Source organism: Longibaculum muris (assembly GCF_004343035.1).
Taxonomy (GTDB): Bacteria; Bacillota_I; Bacilli_A; order Erysipelotrichales; family Coprobacillaceae; genus Longibaculum; species Longibaculum muris.
Genome location: NZ_SMCQ01000004.1, coordinates 13854 through 31882, shown reverse-complemented (window position 1 = coordinate 31882; position 18029 = coordinate 13854). Strand labels below are relative to the sequence as shown.

Genomic DNA, 18029 nt, shown 5'->3' with positions numbered 1-18029 from the left:
AGAAAATGGAAGAAAAAACAATGCGTGATATGTTACATTTAACATTTGGCGAAGAAGTTTCAAATGCAATTAGTCATGGAGTCATGGCCTTAGCATGTTTATGTTTATTACCTTTTAGTGCTGTTTATTCTTATATAATTGGTGGTGTAACGCGAGCAATTGGTGTTTCTATTTTTGTGATTTGTTTATTTTTAATGTTTTTAATTTCAACAATTTATCATAGTATGGCTTATGAAACCCAACAAAAATATGTCTTTAGAAAACTTGATCATATTTGTATTTACTTAGCCATCGCAGGAAGTTATACACCTATTGCCTTATGCGTTGTAAAAGGCTGGTTAGGTATCTTGATTTTGGTTTTGGAATGGGGAGCTGTGATTGCTGGAATTCTGCTCAAGTCCATTTCTGAAAAATCATATCCTATCTTATCAACAACGATTTATTTAGTCATGGGATGGACTGCAGTTTTTTTCATTCCCGCTTTGTGGCATCATGCTTCTTTATTATTTCTTGCTTTGATTGTTGCTGGAGGAGTCATGTATTCAGCAGGTGTCTTTTTCTATTCAAAACATAAAAAATATTTTCATTTTGTTTGGCATCTATTTATCAATGTCGCTAGTATTTTACATTTTATTGCAATTGTCTTTTTTATGTAATTGGAAGGAAGGGACTTATTATGGATCTACAAGATATAACAAAAAAGATTGAAAAAATGTATCAACAAAGTCAAGAGGAAGAAAAACTGGTTAAAATTTGGAAAAAAGAAACAATCTGGATGTTGGTTGAGTATATCATTACCCATTTAGATGAATATCTTTCGCCAGCTTATGTAAGATATATGAAATCAGGAAATTTTTTATCGCCGGCTAATCCAAGCGAGATGACACCATATATCTCTAATGTTAAAAGGGGAAAGCTTTCAAAACAAAAAGACCATACGGAATATGGGTTTAATGATAAAAATCAAATCTTGTATAGTGGCATTCGTGATGAACAGGGAAAACTTAATATTCTTAATTATTATGTTACAATGAATGAAATCACTTATTGTCTTGGTGATTGGTATATAAAATCCTATCTATCTAGTGACTTTATTCAAAAATGGAGTCACGAAATTGAAGAATATAACTTAAAAAACATAGATATTTATGAAATTTATCGTAAGGATGAAAAAAATCGACCACTGTTTATTTTTAACTTTGTCTTGGGTGGAATACATATTGAAATTTATCAATGGATACATGATAATCTGGCTTTCATTACTAATAAATTTGATCAATGGATATTGATTAAAGATGGAAAGAATGTTTTAGGCTGTTTTTGTCTATGGCGTCAAAAACAACCCAATTACCTTTATTGTTATAATACAAAATCATGGATTGATTTAAATAATTATCAAACAACAAAAAGAAAAACAATTAAACATTCATCAATGAATATAACTTATGCTAATATTCTAAATGAAGATATGAATTCTACAGAATGTTTTGAAGTCAATATTGATAATGACATTTATTTTTGTCATTTAATTTATTTAAAGAATCAAACCCCATGGAGCTATCAAGAAGCTAAAGCTGTCTATCAAAATGAGATATTAAATTATCTTCATCAAATGATCAAACAGCTTGATTTTGATGTGAAAACAATCATGATTGAATATGTTGCATATGGTTGTAAAATGTTAAATCCATTGATTGGTTTTGATACTTTAAAAAAAGAACAGGTTGAAGATATGCAATATTATCAACAATATCAATTTCCTTTAAAAGATGAAGAAATCATGGATTTTTTAGGAGAATATGTTGTAAGAAAACAATATTATAATAGTACTACAAAAATGATGAAAAATATAAAAAAAGAAATTGAAAAACAATATGATATTTTGGTTATCTTAAAAGAAAAAGAATAGTTTTTATGACTATTCTTTTTCATCTGGATAAAATGTATCAAGTATTTTTTCAGCAAGCATTTTATATTGATTACTTAAAGCACAAATGAATAACAATAACATTGTTAATTGATCTGGATTATTTAAATCTAGATTTTTTTCTTCAATAAACTTTTGCATTGAACTTGTTACATAATGTGAAAGTTCTTTTTTTGTATTTAAAAATTCGTTATAAATGGGTTCGATTTTTTCAGTTTGATCGTGATAAGGTTGTAAGACTTTTTTTATTTCTTGAATGGATATTGTATTTTTAAGTGAATAAATCAATAACATCTGTAATATATGATCTTTAGAATATTTCTTTCCTTTGATAGGTTTTAACAGACCTTCTTTGGAATAATTATTAATCATTGTCTTGGTTAAAAGTTTATCATCATCATATCTTTTGTTATCTGCTAAATGGATATCAAATAAAGTCATGATTTGATCCATATATAAATCTAAAGCAGGAATATCTTCTGATTTTAAGTCACTCATTTGTTCTACGTCTTTCAATATTTCATTAAATGTTTCACTGTTCATAATGTCACCTCATTCATATCATACATGATTTTTTACAAAATAACAACATCTCGTTGACATTTGATAAAAAATAAATATAATAAATATATAAAGTAGTTATTAATACTACATAAAAAGGAGTTGGTAATATGAACAAGTTATTTGCAAAAGCAATGGACCCGATTAGTAGTGAAACCCATTTTATTGGAGCATGTTTATCATTGCTTGGATTATTGGTGATGATTGTCATTGGAATTAAGAATCAAACAGATTCAAGTTTAATGATTGCTGCGATTGTTTTTGGTATTTCATTAATTGCATTATATAGTGCAAGCAGTATTTATCATTTTTTTAAGGGAAGTCAAAAGATTAAGACTATTTTAAGAAAATTAGATCATTCCATGATATATATTTTAATTGTTGGTACTTATACACCAGTTGCAGTTTATTGTATGAGTATTCCCCATGTTTATTATTTTCTTGGAATTTTATGGAGTGTAGCCATTTTAGGAATTATTATTAAGATTTGTTGGTTAAATGCACCTCGAAGTATTGCGACAGCGATTTATTTGATTTTAGGTTGGGCAATTGTCTTTGATTTTCATTCGTTCCAGGGAATTCCGATGAATTGTTTAATGATGATTGCTGCAGGGGGAATTGCTTATTCTATTGGAGCTTTTATCTATATCTTTAAAAAGCCTAATATAAGTGAAGCATTTGGTTTTCATGAATTATTTCATATCTTTGTGATGTTAGGTTCATTGTTGCATTATTTTGCAATTATTCTCTTTATTTTATAAAAGCACACAATGTGCTTTTTTTCTTTGCAATGTGTAGGAAAGTTGTTATAATAGGAAAAGGTGATGAAAGTGAAAAAATTAGGTTTAACATACAAGAATTTATTCATGTATTTATTAACATTTATTGTGATTGTTGTGGGTGATCAAGTGACAAAGTTAATTGTTGATCATACTTTAGCATTAGGAGGAAGTTATTCAATTATTGATAATTTTTTCTATTTTACATATTCTCATAATGATGGTGGAGCTTGGGGTATTTTCTCAGGTAAAATGAATTTATTTTTTATTGTTTCTATCGTAGCTACGATTGGCATTGTTTATTTTTTCTTGCAATCTGAAACTTATCAAAAGATAACACGTTTTGGTTTGGTTCTGGTTTTTTGTGGAATGATTGGCAATTTAATTGATCGTGTTGTTTTTGGATATGTGAGAGATTTTATTGATTTTATTATTTTTGGTTATGATTTTCCTATTTTTAATGTTGCGGATATGGCTATTACAATAGGGATTTTCTTGGTTATTTTAGAAGTTGGAATAGAGGAGTATAAAGCATGGAAGATATCAAAATCACAGTTGTAGAAGAAGCAGGGCAAAGAATTGATAAAATATTAGTTAAAGCCTTAACTGACTTTTCTCGTACACAAATTCAAATGTTGATTCAAGATGGACATGTCTTGGTGAATGGTAAAGCGATAAAAGCAAGTTATAAGGTAGAAGTGAATGATGAAGTTATGGTTCATATTCCTGAACCTGAATCAACAGATATTTTAGCTGAAGATATTCCTTTAGATATTGTCTATGAAGATCAGGATGTCATTGTGGTTAATAAGCCAACAGGGATGATTGTTCATCCTTCAGCAGGTATTTACAAAGGGACATTGGTTAATGCTTTATTATATCATTGTCATGATTTATCAGGTATCAATGGTGTTATGCGTCCAGGAATTGTGCATCGTATTGATAAAGAAACAAGTGGATTATTGATGGTTGTTAAAAATGATATGGCACATGCTAGCTTAAGTGAACAATTACAGGAACATACTGTAACACGTCGTTATTTAGCATTAGTTCATGGTTTAATTCCACATGAGTTTGGACGTATTGAAGCACCAATTGGGCGAGATCCTAAAGATCGTCAAAAGATGACATGTACTGATAAGAATGCAAAAGATGCGATTACGAATTTTAAAGTACTTGAACGTTTTAAAGATATGACGCTGGTAGAATGTCGTTTAGAGACTGGAAGAACACATCAGATTCGTGTTCATATGCAATATATTGGTCATCCTGTTTATGGTGATCCACAATATGGATTAAAAAGAGATGATACAACTTATGGTCAATATTTACATGCCAAGATTTTAGGGTTTGTTCATCCTCGCACTGGTGAAGATATGTATTTTGAAAGTGAGTTGCCTGATTTCTTTAAAGCTAAATTAGATGAATTAAGAAATGAAATGAATTAGGAGGAATCGTTATGTCAAAAGTCATTAGTTGGGATCAATATTTTATGGGTGTTGCTAAGCTTTCCGCTTATCGTTCAAAAGATCCAAATACCCAAGTAGGGGCATGTATTGTGACACCAGAAAATAAAATTGTTGGTGTTGGGTATAATGGTTTACCTTGGGGTTGTGAAGATGATGAATTTCCTTGGGCAAATCGTGAAGGAGATATGTATGATACAAAATATCCTTATGTTGTTCATGCTGAATTGAATGCTATTTTAAATAGTATCCAAAATTTACATGGTTGTCGTATTTATGTTTCTTTATTCCCTTGTCATGAATGTGTGAAAGCAATTATTCAAAGTGGAATCAAAGAAATTGTATACGAAGATGATAAATATAGTAATACACCAAGTGATAAAGCAGCCAAACGTATGTTGGATGCAGCTAAAGTCAAGTATACTAAAATGGATGCTTTTGAAATTGATATCTTATAATAAAAACCACCTGATAGAATAGATCATTTGAAATTGTCTATCCTTTAAACAGGTGGTTTTTTATAAAAAAAGAATGGATCATAGCCATTCTTACTTATCGCTGATTAAAGCTTTTACTCTTTTTGTGTTTGTGAAATTTAACTTCGCGACTTTAGTTAACATTTTCTCACCATACTTCATTGCAATTTTTGCTGCAACAGCATCAACATTTGCACTTGTTCCTCGGCAAAGATTCATCTTTAAACTCTTTGTCATATTTGCATAATATTGCAAGTAAGCATAGCGTGATAAAATCTCAGCAGCAAGGACAGCCATATATTTCTCCTCAGCGTTTGTTTCAAACATTAAATCTTTGACAACAATCACTTCGTTTTTTAAGTAGTTGAAATATGTTTTTGGAGAAACAAATTGGTTGATCACCTTTACCTTTACATTTTGCTTTACTTTTTGCATGACGTTAACAGTTGCTTGGTTGTAGAGCTTTGCTTTGATGTTTGCTTGATTAAAGCCTTCTTGAACCATTTTGTTATAATGCGAATTGTCCAAAATCAATAAACTATAAATCAACCTATCCTTAATTAATTTTGCGCAATTCACAATATCTTGATTAGAGAGGGTAGAAATGTCATTTATTTTCAATTCTTTTAATAAACGAACGTCATCTTCAGAAACATAACAAGCGACGATACAAATTGGTCCCAAATAATCAGAAGAACCCGTTTCAGCACAACCAATATGATGATACGAAAAAACATCATCAATGGTAGATGTTATTTTTGCTAATTCCTTAGCAATTTTCTTTGACCAGTGTTTTGCTTCCTGAACAGCGTTTTGTCCACTAAATTCAATCGTCTTATCCACTCTCGCAACAATATCGCAACCAATCGCATGTGCTTTAAATATAAGGTTAGTGTCATCAACTGGAACCATTTGGCTATCATAATATTTTTTCATTTTCTCCAATGTACTGTCTTCTACTTTGAGTATAATTGGTTCCACGTTAATCACCTCTATATTATTTTAACATAATTTTGTCAATTTTGACAGAACAATTTTCAAATGTTATAATATTTGAGTTTATAAGGAGGTTTTTAAATTGAATTTTCAAATGATTGATATTATTTTTGTCATATTTTTATTTATAATGGCAATTATTGGATATATAAAAGGTTTTGTTACAAGACTTTATGACTTCTTAGGAATGATTGTTGTCTTATGTTTGTCTTATTTTTTAACAAAACCATTATCTTCAATTTTAACAATCTATCAATATGATCATCAAGATCAATTAGCATCAATGATTGGTGAATTGATTAATCAAATGATTATCTTTGTTATTTTATTGATAGGTTTAACAATTATTAAAAAATTATTAGGGTTAGCCATTAAACCTGTTTTAAAAGGCATAATGGAAACTTTCGCATTGACTTCATTTGTTGATAAAGTATTAGGGTTATTATTAAGTTTAATTGAAGGTATCGTGATTGGATATCTAGCTTTGGCTTTTATTGTCATTCCCTTTGTCGAAAATGGTAAAACTATGATTCAAGATTCAATACTTGCTCCACGAATTTTAAATATTGTTCCACAAGTGAGTGAATCAATGATGAATATGGGAAGTTTATTGGAATTTGACAATAAGGATGCTATGCAGCCTGAAAACTTAACAAAATTAATGTTAACAGCGATGGATATGGGATTAATTGATACAAATCAAGCACATCAAATTTTCTCAGAAAATATTCTTAATGAATTAAATCAGCATAACATCTCATTAACAACAAAACAAAAACAACAAATAGAAGACTTACTACAAGAATCTGGTTATACAAAACAACAGATTCAATCAATCTTATCAAATATTAATGTGAGTGGTGAATAATGAAAACAATATATGAAACATTAGAAATGAATGAAATTCAAAGACAAGTACAAACTTATTGTGCTTCTAGTTTAGGGAAAAAAAGAGTCAGTGAAATGGCGCTTTTTGATGATATCGATGATCTTAATGAAGCACTGGATAAAGTTGAAGAAGCAATGAAACTGATTAATCTACAAGGACGACTACCATTAGGTGGTTTGAGTGATATTTCTTTATTATTGGAAAAAGCAAATCGTGATGGAACTTTACAAGGTGATGAATTGTTAAAGGTTGCTCATCATTTAGAATGCTTACAAAGTGTTAAAAACTATTTTCAATCAAGTGAGTTGAAAACTCATTATTTACAAGAATTAGCGGATGGATTAGTAGACAATCCTCATTTATTACAAGAGATAGGGCGCTGTATTTTACCAGATGGGACAATGAGTGATCAAGCCAGTTCGACTTTAAGTCATTTAAGAAAACAAATGCGTCAAATTCAATCGCAAATTCGCCATAAAATGGATTCCTTGGTTAAAGAATCTAAAGATATGTTATCAATTGATCAAATCACAACGAAGAATGATCGTCTGGTTTTACCAGTAAAATCTGGTTATAAAGGACAGATTCAAGGATTGATTCATGCTCAAAGTGCAACTGGACAAACAACTTATATTGAACCGGAAGTGGTTGTTAGTATGAATAATCAATTGAGTTTATGTCAAGTTGCTGAACGTGAAGAAATTGAACGTATTTTATATGCTTTATCGCAAATGGTAAAAGGACATTATTATCATTTTCATTTTAACTTAGAAATTTTAGAAGAATTAGATTTTGTATTCGCTAAAGGACAATATGGGTATATTCATCAATGTTGTCGTCCACAAATGAGTTTACAAGATCAATTGATTTTAAAAGAAGGACGTCATCCTTTGATTGATGAAAAGAAAGTTGTTGCTAATACAGTGATTTTAAAAGATCATCGTATGTTATTGATTAGTGGAAGTAATACAGGTGGAAAAACTGTAACTTTAAAGATGACAGGTTTGCTTTCTTTTATGGCATTATGTGGGATGGCTATACCATGTCTAGAAGCAACAATTCCTTTGTTTGATCAAATTTATGTTGATTTAGGTGATGAACAATCGATTGAACAATCTTTATCTACTTTTTCAAGTCATATGATGAAAATTATTGATATTTTAAAATCAGCAACTCGTCATAGTTTAGTTATTTTAGATGAAATTGGTTCAGGGACTGATCCACAAGAGGGAGCGAGTTTGGCTGAAGCTATTTTATCACGTTTTATTGAAATGGGACCTTTTGTTTTGGCTTCTACCCATTATGGGAAGTTGAAAACTTTTGCTAAAGAACATCCTGAAATCTTAATGGCATCCGTTTCTTTTGATTTAGAAGCAATGCGTCCAACGTATCAATTGAAATTAGATAGTGTTGGTCAATCTTATGCGATTGAAATTGCTCAATTGTTAGGATTGGATGATGCGTTAGTTAATAAGGCTAAGATTTTAAAAGCCGAAGCGATGAGTGAACATGAAAAATTAATGGAAGCTTTAGAAAAGAAACAAGAACAATTGGATTTAAAAGAAGCTGAATTAAAACAATTGATGTTAACGAATCAAAAGTTAGAAAAACAATATCAACATCAGCTTCATCAATTAGAAATGCAAAAAGATCAATGGTTAAAAAAGGCCAAAGATGAAGCAAATCAATTATTAGAAGAAGCCAAAGAAAATATTGATATAATTGTTGAAACATTAAATGCATCTTCACTTAAACAACACGAAATCATTCAAGCAAAACATGATTTAGATGAAATGAAGTTTATTGAAAAGGCAGCTGTTCAAAAACAAGATCATGATTTACAAGTGGGTGATCATGTCTTGGTAAGTAAGATGAATCGTGAAGGAGATATTGTTGAAATTTTAAAAAATCATATGATTATGGTTTCTTTATCTGGTTTAAATGTAAAATTACATGAAGATGAAGTTGTCTTTATGCATCCAAAAACGAAAGTTAAGAAAGTGAAAAAAGCTAGTGTGAAAAAGACAACTGTTGCGAAAACGGGAACTTATGAAATTAATATTATTGGGAAACGTTATGAAGAAGCAATGGCTTTAACGGATAAATTCTTAGATGATGCATTGGTTTTAGGATATCCTCATGTCCGTATTGTTCATGGTATGGGAACGGGGGTATTGCGAAAAGGAGTAAGAAAGATGTTGGAAAAAAACAAGCATGTTGTTTCTTATCGTGATGGTGGACCTAATGAAGGCGGATTAGGTGCAACGTTGGTTTATTTTGAATAATGAATGATTTGATTAAAAACAAACTTTCTTTGTTGCCATCTTCGCCAGGATGTTATTTAATGAAAGACAAAGAAGGTACAATTATTTATGTTGGTAAAGCAAAGAAATTAAAAAATCGTGTTCATTCTTATTTTGTAGGAGTCCATAATTATAAAACAACAAAATTAGTGAGTGAAATTGTTGATTTTGAATATATTGTTACTGATAGTGAAAAAGAAGCTTTACTCCTAGAAATTAATTTAATTAAAGATTATGCACCTAAATATAACATCATGTTTATGGATAATACTTATTATCCTTATATTCAGATGACTAATGAAAGACATCCACGTTTAAAGATTGTCCGTAATGCCAAAGAAAAAAAAGCCAAGCATTTTGGGCCATTTCCTGATGCAACAGCAGCTAGAGAAACATATAAGCTTTTAGATCGTCTTTATCCACTTAGAAAATGTAATCACATTCCTAAAAAGCCATGTTTATATTATTCATTAAATCAATGTTTAGCACCATGTATTCAGGAAGTTGATGAAGATGTTTATACAGATATTAAAAAGTCCATTGTCAAATTATTGAATGGTGATATTAAAGATAAGGTGAATGAATTAACTGAAAAAATGAATAAAGCAAGTGAGGAATTAAACTTTGAACAAGCTAAGGAATATCGTGATTTGATTTCGCATATTCGCTATGTGACAGCAAAGCAACATGTTCAGTTTAATGATCAGGTTGATCGTGATATTTTAGGTTATTATGTTGATCATGGCTATTTGAGTATTCAATTGTTTTTCATGCGTAATGGAAAATTGTTATCGCGTGATTTGAATTTGGTTCCAATTAGTGAGAATGTACAAGATGATTTACAACAGTTTATTGTGAGTTTTTATCAAAGTAATACCTTACCAAAAGAAATTCTTTTACCACAAGATGTGGATGATGAATTATTAAAAGAAATTTTAGATTGTAAGATTTTAAAACCACAAAAAGGAAATAAACATTCATTGGTTCAAATGGCAATTGAAAATGCGAAAGAATCATTGGAAAAGAAATTCCAGTTGATGCAAAAAAATGAAGCTGCCACAATTGGGGCTATGAAGCAATTAGGAGAGTTATTAAATATTCCTACACCCCATGTCATTGAATTATTTGACAACTCTAATATTCAAGGAGCTTATGCAGTAGCGGGAATGGTATGCTTTAAAGATGGTGTACCTTCTAAGAAAGATTATCGTAAGTATAAAATAAAAACTGTAGAAGGTCCTGATGATTATGGCAGTATGCGAGAAGTCATTTATCGACGTTATTATCGAGTTTTAATGGAAGGATTAACACCACCTGATATGGTCATTGTCGACGGTGGTTTAGGACAAATTCATGTTGCTAAGGAAGTTATTGAATCACTTAATTTGCCTATTCAAATTTGTGGTTTAGCTAAGGATGATAAGCATTCTACGGCCATGTTATTGGATAGTGAGGGGAAAACCATCCCTATCCATCCTAAAAGTGAACTCTTTTTCTTGTTGACACGTATGCAAGATGAAGTTCATCGCTATGCCATTAGTTTTCATAAAAACGTTCGTTCAAAGTCACTCTTTGCTTCATTGTTAGATAATGTTGAAGGAATTGGACCAAAACGAAAAAAACAATTACTTAATCATTTTAAAAGTGTAAAGAAAATGAAAGAAGCATCTTTAGAGGAATTAAAAGAATTATTGCCAGAAAAGGTTGCTGAAGAACTTTTTGAATCTTTACACCTTGAGTAGCACGCATTCTTATTTTTCTCATATGTTATGTTAAGGAGGGTGATTATGCATTCCTTATTGACCAAAAGAGAAAAAGAGATATTTAGTTTGTTGACGTTGAATAAATCAACAAAACAGATTGCTAGTGAATTGTGTATTAGTGAAAAGACTGTTCGTAATCATATTTCTAATGTGATTCAAAAGCTTGGTGTGGAATCTCGTATACAAGCAGTTTTGGAATTGATTAAGATGAAGGAAATTGATTTGTAAATCAATTTCTTTTCTTTCCAAATAGATGAATATGTATTATAATGGTCAAGAAAGGGTGATGATATGAAATTAAAAACGTGGTATTTGTTTTTGGTGATTATCATATTATTTGGTTGCTCTTTTTATATTGTGAATTTGAAGTTTGATAAGTTTTATCGTGTTAATGGAATTAATAATGATAATCGTGTTTTAATTGAAAAGTATTTGGATGAAAAGGAACAAAGCTATTTGATTGATAATCAGATTTCAATTGATTTATTTATTGATTATATTGAGTATAATGATTTTCATTTAGAAAATTATCAATATTACAATGCCTTAAAAGCGACCAATCGTTATCGTCAAATCGAAAATATATTAGAAACTGGAAATAGTTTAGCAACGCGTTTAGGCTATTTATTTAATAATCAATCTTTTCAAAAAGCTAAGCTTTTGATAGACCGAGATTTAGAATTGGCTTTTTTAAATGAAGAAAATTTTAATTTTGATTACATAGATATATATTCAACATTAGCACCATTATATGCGCAAAAAGATTATTCTTATATTCAAGATGGAGCTGAATATGTCTTACGTTTGAATCAAATGGGAATTCAAACAATTGATGATTTAAATGATACAATGAATATGTTAACAACGGCTTATAATCAAAAATCTTTACATCAATTATTAACGACGACTTTACCAGAGAATGTTCATATTGTTTATAATCCTTATGAATTATCAACATTAGTTGATAATATGCATTATATTGGTAATTATGAACCAAAAGGTTTATTGCTGGTCCAAGATATTCCAAGAATGAGATATGCAATGTATTTACAAAGTGATGCATATCATGCTTTATTAAAGATGTATCAAGATTTAAGTCAAAAGTTTAATGGCTTTTTATTAAAAGAAGCATATGTTTCTCATCAAGATTTATCAGCTAAGAAAGTGGGGTATGATGAATCTCAGTTGGGACTGACTATTACTGTAACCCAATCACAAACAACTTATAACAGTTTTAGTCAAACAGAAATGTCACAATGGTTAGAAGAACATGCATATGAATATGGTTTTATTTTACGATATCCACAAAGAAAAGCATCCATTACAAATCATACTTATGATGCTCATATTTATCGTTATGTAGGAAAATCATTGGCCAAATCTTTACATGATAGTCAGATGACATTAGAAGAATATCAATCACAAACAAGTTAGGAGATTTTATATGGTGAAACCAATTGGTATATTTGATTCAGGGGTAGGGGGATTAACTGTTCTTACCCATCTTAAAAACGAATTACCACATGAAGATATGATTTATATTGGTGATAATTTACATTGTCCTTATGGTGATAAAACAAAAGAACAATTGTTGTCATATACAAAAGAAATCTGTGATTTCTTTATTTCAAAAAATGTAAAAATGATTGTTTTGGCATGTAATACAACAAGTGCCAATGTCTTAGATGAATTACAGGCATTATATCCACAAGTTCCTATTGTGGGTGTAATCCATTCAACTGTCCATGACTTTTTAAGTCAACACCAAAGAAGTGTTTTAGTTATTGCAACTCAGGCAACAATTCAATCACATAAATATCAGGAAACAATTCATCATTATGATTCTTCAATTCAAGTTTATGAACTTGCCACACCACAGCTAGTTCCTCTTATTGAGTCTGGTGAATATAAAAAAGGGATAGCTGATGTGATTTCAAATTATTTATCATCTTATCAAGATAAAGTGGATTCTTTAATCTTAGGGTGTACTCATTATCCAATTATTCTTGATCAAGTGAAAGAAGTATTTTCTGATAAAGTCTATATTTCTAGTAGTGCCTCAATTAGTCATGAGGTCAGCTCATATTTACGTGTTCATGATTTATTGAATTTAAAGGAAAGTCAAGGAATTATTCAAATTTATACAACTGGGGAACCAAAAGAATTTTGTTATTCTTCAGAAGGATTTTTTGATTATCAAGGGTTACAAGTTCAACATCTATCATTTGAAAAATAAGGCATAGTTTTATAGCTATGTCTTTTTCTTGTTCTAATTTTTAAATAGAAACATATGTTATGTTGAGGTGGAAGTATGAAAAGAAGAATAGGTGTTATTTCCATATTAATCATATGTTTAACTTTTGTGTCTTATATTTATTTAAAAGATGAAAGTATTGAAGAAAATCAGGATGTTTATTTAAAGACAGTTGTTTTTAAGGATAGTGATAATGATTTGATTCCGATTACAGTGAATTTTCATAGTGAAGTTGAATTGGAACAGGATGTTAGAAATCGGATTGAATTGATGAAGTCTGATGAGTTTTTGAATTATGGATTGTATCCAGTATTGAGTCATGATTTACAAGTTGAATCAGTTGATTTAAAAGATAAGGTTTTAACAATTAATTTTAATGATCAACTTTATGCGAATAAGGATGCAATGGATATTATTGAAACATTGACATATACAATGACTGATTATGAAGATGTTGATGAATTAAAGTTACAGATTAATGGAAAAGATGTTTCGTATCTTCCTAATAGTACTATACCATTATCTTCACTTCATCATGATTTAGGATTGAATAATTTTGAAGAAACATCTTCATTGCTTCATGAAACAATACCAGTTATGGTTTATAATCAAAAAACCATTGAACAATTTTCATATTATGTTCCTACAACATTTAGAATTGATGAAAATGAATCATTAAAAAGTCAAGTTCAAACGATTTTAAGTTATGTTCAAAGTAAGATTCATTTATTGGATGCTCAAATGAAAGATGGGATTTTAACAATTGATTTGGATTCTAATATTTTATTAGATAATGAACGAATTGATCAAAGTTTAGAAGATTTAATTGTTTTATCTTTATCTTCATTAAAAAATGTTAAAGATGTAGAAATTAAAATCAATGGAGAAGATGTAAGAACAAAACAATCTTCACAAATTGAATATAATTATATCAAGATATAATAGCTTAAAATCAGTCTTTATGATATAATATCGACTGGTGATAGAAATGAAAAAAATTGTAGTGATGTCAGATAATCATGGACAACATGATATGCTTGAATATGTGAAAGAAAAAGAACCCCAGGCAGATTATTATGTACACTGTGGGGATAGTGAAGCTGCTTATAAAGAAATGTTAACGGGGTATATATGTGTTAAGGGAAACAATGACTGGTCATTGGATCTACCAATGGAAGCACGTTTTGAAGTGGAAGGAATACCTATTTTGATAACCCATGGACAATATTTTGGTTATTTTAATCGTGAATTAGCAATGAATGATCTTTTGACAAGAAATCAGTGTCGTGTGCTTTTATGTGGTCATACACATACGCCAATGTTTTTACAAGATGGCAATTATTACTATATTAATCCTGGTTCGACTTCTTTGCCTCGTGGGGGTAGCGAAAGAAGTTATGCAGTGGTTACAATTGATGGTGAAAAAATTAGTTGTGAATTTAAAAAAATCGAGTAAATGCTCGATTTTTTTTAATGCAGTATATGGAAAAATTTAAAAATCTCGATGATAAGAATAGGTGACATACTTAAACCTAATCCAATGAGGTAATAAGAAAAAGGCAGGAATGTTAAACCAAAGATTGTAGCAAGTGGTGGAATGAATAATACGATAGCCATTAATGCAAAGGAAACAAGAGCTGCTTTGTTAAGATAATGATTCGTAAAAACGCCTATTTTAAATAAAGACAAATGAGAACGCATATTATATGATTGAAAGACTTGTGATAATGATAGTACCATAAAACATAATGTTCTTCCAGCCGTTAATGAATGGAGAGTGGTTTGGGCAAACCAGAAGGCAAATAATGAAAGACCACCAAATAAGAATCCTTGCAAAATAATTCTTTCTCCTAAATGATGAGCGAATATACTTTCATCTTTAGGTCGAGGTGATTCATCCATGACATCATTTTCAATAGCTTCCATACCAAGTGCAATTGCTGGCATACCATCTGTGACAAGATTGACCCAGAGTAATTGCATAGAAAGCAGAGGTGCTTGTTTAAAGACAAGCATAGCAACAAAGACTAGCAAAACTTCACCAATGTTTGTTCCTAATAAATAACCAACAGTTTTTCTAATGTTCTGATAAATTCCACGTCCTTGTTTCACAGCAGCAACGATTGTGGCAAAATTATCATCCATTAAAGTTAAATCAGCAGCACCTTTGGCTACGTCAGTACCTGTAATTCCCATTGCACAACCAATATCACTGGCTTTTAAAGCAGGAGCGTCATTAACACCATCCCCAGTCATGGAAACAATGGCGTTTTGTTTTTGCCAGGCTTTAACAACACGAATTTTATCTTCAGGAGATACACGTGCATAAACTGAAATATTTTGAATGCGTTGTTGAAATTGTTCATCACTTAAAGTAGCTAATTCACTTCCAGTAATCGCTTCATCATTTTCTTGCATAATGCCCAATTCTTTAGCAATGGCACTCGCTGTTGTAATATGATCACCAGTAATCATAATGGGTTTGATACCAGCTTTTAAACATGTAGCAACAGCTTCTTTTGCTTCTTGACGAGGAGGATCAATCATCCCAACAAGTCCTAAGAAAGTTAAATCACATTCTAATGATTCGATAGTTGGATTATCAGGGAATGTATCTAATCTTTTATAAGCAACAGCAAGAACTCTTAATGCTTGTTGACTGAGCTGTTCGGTTATTGATAAGATTTCATCTTGTGATTCTATACATCTTTTAATAAGTTCATCACATGCGCCTTTTGTAATAACTAAATAATGGTCACCTTCTTTAACAATAACGCTCATCAGTTTTCTATTGGAATCAAATGGTAATTCGAAAAGACGAGGATATTGTTGATGAAGTTCATCTAATGAAATATGATTTTTGATTGTTGCTGCAATAATGCTGGTTTCCGTTGGATCTCCAATATGTTCTTCTTTTTCATTGTCAATAGTGACACTTCCATTAGAACATAGTGTCCCATATTTTAAAAGCTTTAAAACCAAAGGACTATTGTGATTGCTTATATCTTCTAAACCAAGCTTAGGAATATAGGCCTTAATAAGTGTCATTTTATTTTGGGTTAATGTTCCTGTCTTATCTGAACAAATGATACTAGTACTTCCTAAAGTTTCAACCGCAGGTAATTTTTTAACAATAGCATTTCTTTGGGCCATTTTACCTACCCCAATCGATAAGACAATTGTTACAATAACAGGCAATCCTTCAGGAATGGCTGAAACAGCTAAAGACACAGAAGTCATAAAGATTTCAATTATAGGCATTCCATACCATAGACCAATCGCAAAAATAACAATACAAATAGCAATCGCCATCATACCAAGTTTTCTACCCAGTTCAGCCAATTTTTCTTGAAGGGGTGTTTTATCATCTTCTTCATTATTTAATAAGTGTGCAATTTTACCCATTTCTGTTTGCATACCAATATCTGTTACAATTGCTTTGGCAGTTCCATAAGTGATGCTACATCCAGAATAAAGCATATTTTTACGATCACCAATCGTAGCATTTTCTTCAACGATTTCAGGGCTTTTATCAACAGGTACAGATTCACCAGTTAATGCTGACTCCTCTGATTTTAAACTTGATGAAGAAATGATTCTGGCATCAGCAGGAATAAAATCACCAGCTTCTAGTTGAATTAAGTCTCCAACAACAAGTTCTTTTGCATCAATGAGACTCTCTTGACCATCACGAATGACTCTTGCTTTAGGTGATGATAGCGACATTAAAGCGGCTAATGATTTTTCAGCTTTATTTTCTTGAAAGACGCCCATGATAGCATTAACAATAACAATAAATAAAATCAAAAGAGGCTCAAAAAAAGCAGAACTTTCTTTTTCTTGAAAGGCTAATCCAAAAGAAATTGCAGCAGCAATTAAAAGAATAATAATCATTGCATCTTTAAATTGATCGATAAACTTTTCTAAATTTGTTTTCTTTTTTGCTTCTTCAAGTTTATTTTCACCATCTTGTTTTTGTCTTTTTTCAACTTGAGAAGCATTTAAACCTGTTTCTAAATTTGTTTGTAATTGTTTTGATAAATCATCAATACTCATATGATAAGCTTTCATTCTACCAACTCCTTTATTTTATTATACAGCGAGAAAATGAAAAATGCTTCAAATATCAATTTTTTTAAAAATATGCTATAATAGAGATAGCGAAAGATGAGGGATAAAAAAAGAATTGGAGGCCTCAATATGGAAAGAATTGCAATAGGTTTTGTTACTGAACCATCTTTTTTAAATGTTACACCAATGGTTGAACAAAGTAATCAAAGTTATGAAGTTCAACAAATATTACCAATGACAAAATTTCCTTCTCCTCATTTTTCAAAACATTGCCCTTTATATTCTTATAAAGGAAAAACACATTTGTCTTATAAGTGGTTTAATAGTCATCTTACTTTATAAGGCATAGAAGGATAGAGTAATTTCTATCCTTTAAAATTTTTTTAAAAAAATTAACGAAAAGTCTTGCATCCTATTTGTGATTATGCTATTATATATGAGCAGTCGGGAACGAGATGTCTACGTAGCTCAGCTGGATAGAGCACACGCCTTCTAAGCGTGCGGTCGGGGGTTCGAATCCCTCCGTGGACGCCATCTAAAAGAT

At 30.5% G+C, this 18029-nt stretch carries 18 protein-coding genes and 1 tRNA gene; 16 read left to right on the top strand and 3 right to left on the bottom strand.

Features of this window, described 5'->3' with window-relative positions; all coding sequences use genetic code 11:
- Positions 1-5: 5 nt before the first annotated feature.
- Positions 6-656: a PAQR family membrane homeostasis protein TrhA gene (gene trhA, locus EDD60_RS04575; protein ID WP_066449565.1), complete on the top strand. Its 651-nt coding sequence runs from the start codon at positions 6-8 to the stop codon at positions 654-656.
- Positions 657-676: 20 nt separating this feature from the next.
- Positions 677-1909, top strand: a complete 1233-nt coding sequence (locus tag EDD60_RS04570; RefSeq protein ID WP_066449568.1) for a hypothetical protein — start codon at positions 677-679, stop codon at positions 1907-1909.
- Positions 1910-1918: 9 nt separating this feature from the next.
- Here the strand turns inward: EDD60_RS04570 and EDD60_RS04565 are convergent, their stop codons facing one another.
- Complete coding sequence (locus EDD60_RS04565; protein ID WP_066449571.1) at positions 1919-2470, bottom strand: DUF1836 domain-containing protein; 552 nt, start codon at positions 2468-2470, stop codon at positions 1919-1921.
- Between the two features lie 128 nt (positions 2471-2598).
- Between EDD60_RS04565 and trhA (EDD60_RS04560) the strand changes: the two genes are divergently transcribed.
- The 4 genes from trhA (EDD60_RS04560) (at position 2599) to EDD60_RS04545 (ending at position 5191) form a co-directional block, all read left to right on the top strand.
- Complete coding sequence (trhA, locus tag EDD60_RS04560; protein WP_066449574.1) at positions 2599-3249, top strand: PAQR family membrane homeostasis protein TrhA; 651 nt, start codon at positions 2599-2601, stop codon at positions 3247-3249.
- 63 nt (positions 3250-3312) lie between these two features.
- Positions 3313-3828 (top strand): signal peptidase II, encoded by a 516-nt coding sequence (lspA, locus tag EDD60_RS04555; protein ID WP_195598774.1) that lies wholly within the window; start codon positions 3313-3315, stop codon positions 3826-3828.
- The gene (locus EDD60_RS04550; RefSeq protein WP_132226237.1) at positions 3801-4715 is read left to right on the top strand and encodes an RluA family pseudouridine synthase; all 915 of its coding nucleotides are present in this window, start codon (positions 3801-3803) and stop codon (positions 4713-4715) included. The genes lspA and EDD60_RS04550 overlap by 28 nt, the downstream gene beginning before the upstream one ends.
- Positions 4716-4726: 11 nt before the next feature.
- A complete protein-coding gene (locus EDD60_RS04545; protein ID WP_066449580.1) occupies positions 4727-5191 on the top strand; it encodes a deoxycytidylate deaminase in 465 nt (154 codons plus the stop codon).
- Positions 5192-5281: 90 nt separating this feature from the next.
- On the opposite strand, the gene rnhC is transcribed toward EDD60_RS04545, so the two are convergent.
- Positions 5282-6190, bottom strand: coding sequence for a ribonuclease HIII (gene rnhC, locus EDD60_RS04540; RefSeq protein ID WP_066449582.1), 909 nt, complete (start codon positions 6188-6190; stop codon positions 5282-5284).
- A gap of 97 nt (positions 6191-6287) precedes the next feature.
- Between rnhC and EDD60_RS04535 the strand changes: the two genes are divergently transcribed.
- The 8 genes from EDD60_RS04535 to EDD60_RS04500 all read left to right on the top strand — a co-directional run bounded on the left by EDD60_RS04535 (position 6288) and on the right by EDD60_RS04500 (position 14870).
- Entirely contained in the window at positions 6288-7073 is a 786-nt protein-coding gene (locus EDD60_RS04535) for a CvpA family protein (protein ID WP_229105144.1), read from the top strand.
- Positions 7073-9379 (top strand): endonuclease MutS2, encoded by a 2307-nt coding sequence (locus EDD60_RS04530; RefSeq protein ID WP_066449585.1) that lies wholly within the window; start codon positions 7073-7075, stop codon positions 9377-9379. The genes EDD60_RS04535 and EDD60_RS04530 overlap by 1 nt, the downstream gene beginning before the upstream one ends.
- Entirely contained in the window at positions 9379-11139 is a 1761-nt protein-coding gene (uvrC, locus tag EDD60_RS04525; RefSeq protein WP_066449588.1) for an excinuclease ABC subunit UvrC, read from the top strand. Before EDD60_RS04530 ends, uvrC begins: the two co-directional genes overlap by 1 nt.
- A gap of 45 nt (positions 11140-11184) precedes the next feature.
- On the top strand, positions 11185-11388 hold the full coding sequence (locus tag EDD60_RS04520; protein WP_066449590.1) for a helix-turn-helix domain-containing protein: 204 nt from the start codon (positions 11185-11187) through the stop codon (positions 11386-11388).
- Between the two features lie 63 nt (positions 11389-11451).
- A complete protein-coding gene (locus tag EDD60_RS04515) occupies positions 11452-12594 on the top strand; it encodes a M15 family metallopeptidase (RefSeq protein ID WP_066449593.1) in 1143 nt (380 codons plus the stop codon).
- A 10-nt stretch (positions 12595-12604) separates the two neighbouring features.
- Positions 12605-13396 (top strand): glutamate racemase, encoded by a 792-nt coding sequence (gene murI, locus EDD60_RS04510; protein WP_066449595.1) that lies wholly within the window; start codon positions 12605-12607, stop codon positions 13394-13396.
- Between the two features lie 75 nt (positions 13397-13471).
- A complete protein-coding gene (locus EDD60_RS04505) occupies positions 13472-14356 on the top strand; it encodes a GerMN domain-containing protein (RefSeq protein ID WP_066449598.1) in 885 nt (294 codons plus the stop codon).
- 46 nt (positions 14357-14402) lie between these two features.
- Positions 14403-14870, top strand: coding sequence for a metallophosphoesterase family protein (locus tag EDD60_RS04500; protein WP_066449600.1), 468 nt, complete (start codon positions 14403-14405; stop codon positions 14868-14870).
- A gap of 14 nt (positions 14871-14884) precedes the next feature.
- Here the strand turns inward: EDD60_RS04500 and EDD60_RS04495 are convergent, their stop codons facing one another.
- Positions 14885-17485 (bottom strand): calcium-translocating P-type ATPase, PMCA-type, encoded by a 2601-nt coding sequence (locus tag EDD60_RS04495; RefSeq protein ID WP_132226236.1) that lies wholly within the window; start codon positions 17483-17485, stop codon positions 14885-14887.
- Positions 17486-17614: 129 nt separating this feature from the next.
- Here EDD60_RS04495 and EDD60_RS04490 point away from each other — a divergent pair, with 129 nt between their 5' ends.
- Complete coding sequence (locus EDD60_RS04490) at positions 17615-17827, top strand: hypothetical protein (protein ID WP_066449604.1); 213 nt, start codon at positions 17615-17617, stop codon at positions 17825-17827.
- A gap of 115 nt (positions 17828-17942) precedes the next feature.
- A tRNA-Arg gene (locus EDD60_RS04485) sits at positions 17943-18019 on the top strand.
- The last annotated feature ends 10 nt before the right edge of the window (positions 18020-18029 follow it).

Bases quoted from the DNA above. Each gene is read 5' to 3' on its own strand.
- trhA (WP_066449565.1), top strand. From the start codon at position 6: ATGGAAGAAAAAACAATGCGTGATATGTTACATTTAACATTTGGCGAA.
- EDD60_RS04570 (WP_066449568.1), top strand. From the start codon at position 677: ATGGATCTACAAGATATAACAAAAAAGATTGAAAAAATGTATCAACAA.
- EDD60_RS04565 (WP_066449571.1), bottom strand. From the start codon at position 2,470: ATGAACAGTGAAACATTTAATGAAATATTGAAAGACGTAGAACAAATG.
- trhA (WP_066449574.1), top strand. From the start codon at position 2,599: ATGAACAAGTTATTTGCAAAAGCAATGGACCCGATTAGTAGTGAAACC.
- lspA (WP_195598774.1), top strand. From the start codon at position 3,313: ATGAAAGTGAAAAAATTAGGTTTAACATACAAGAATTTATTCATGTAT.
- EDD60_RS04550 (WP_132226237.1), top strand. From the start codon at position 3,801: ATGGAAGATATCAAAATCACAGTTGTAGAAGAAGCAGGGCAAAGAATT.
- EDD60_RS04545 (WP_066449580.1), top strand. From the start codon at position 4,727: ATGTCAAAAGTCATTAGTTGGGATCAATATTTTATGGGTGTTGCTAAG.
- EDD60_RS04530 (WP_066449585.1), top strand. From the start codon at position 7,073: ATGAAAACAATATATGAAACATTAGAAATGAATGAAATTCAAAGACAA.
- uvrC (WP_066449588.1), top strand. From the start codon at position 9,379: ATGAATGATTTGATTAAAAACAAACTTTCTTTGTTGCCATCTTCGCCA.
- EDD60_RS04520 (WP_066449590.1), top strand. From the start codon at position 11,185: ATGCATTCCTTATTGACCAAAAGAGAAAAAGAGATATTTAGTTTGTTG.
- EDD60_RS04515 (WP_066449593.1), top strand. From the start codon at position 11,452: ATGAAATTAAAAACGTGGTATTTGTTTTTGGTGATTATCATATTATTT.
- murI (WP_066449595.1), top strand. From the start codon at position 12,605: ATGGTGAAACCAATTGGTATATTTGATTCAGGGGTAGGGGGATTAACT.
- EDD60_RS04505 (WP_066449598.1), top strand. From the start codon at position 13,472: ATGAAAAGAAGAATAGGTGTTATTTCCATATTAATCATATGTTTAACT.
- EDD60_RS04500 (WP_066449600.1), top strand. From the start codon at position 14,403: ATGAAAAAAATTGTAGTGATGTCAGATAATCATGGACAACATGATATG.
- EDD60_RS04495 (WP_132226236.1), bottom strand. From the start codon at position 17,485: ATGAAAGCTTATCATATGAGTATTGATGATTTATCAAAACAATTACAA.
- EDD60_RS04490 (WP_066449604.1), top strand. From the start codon at position 17,615: ATGGAAAGAATTGCAATAGGTTTTGTTACTGAACCATCTTTTTTAAAT.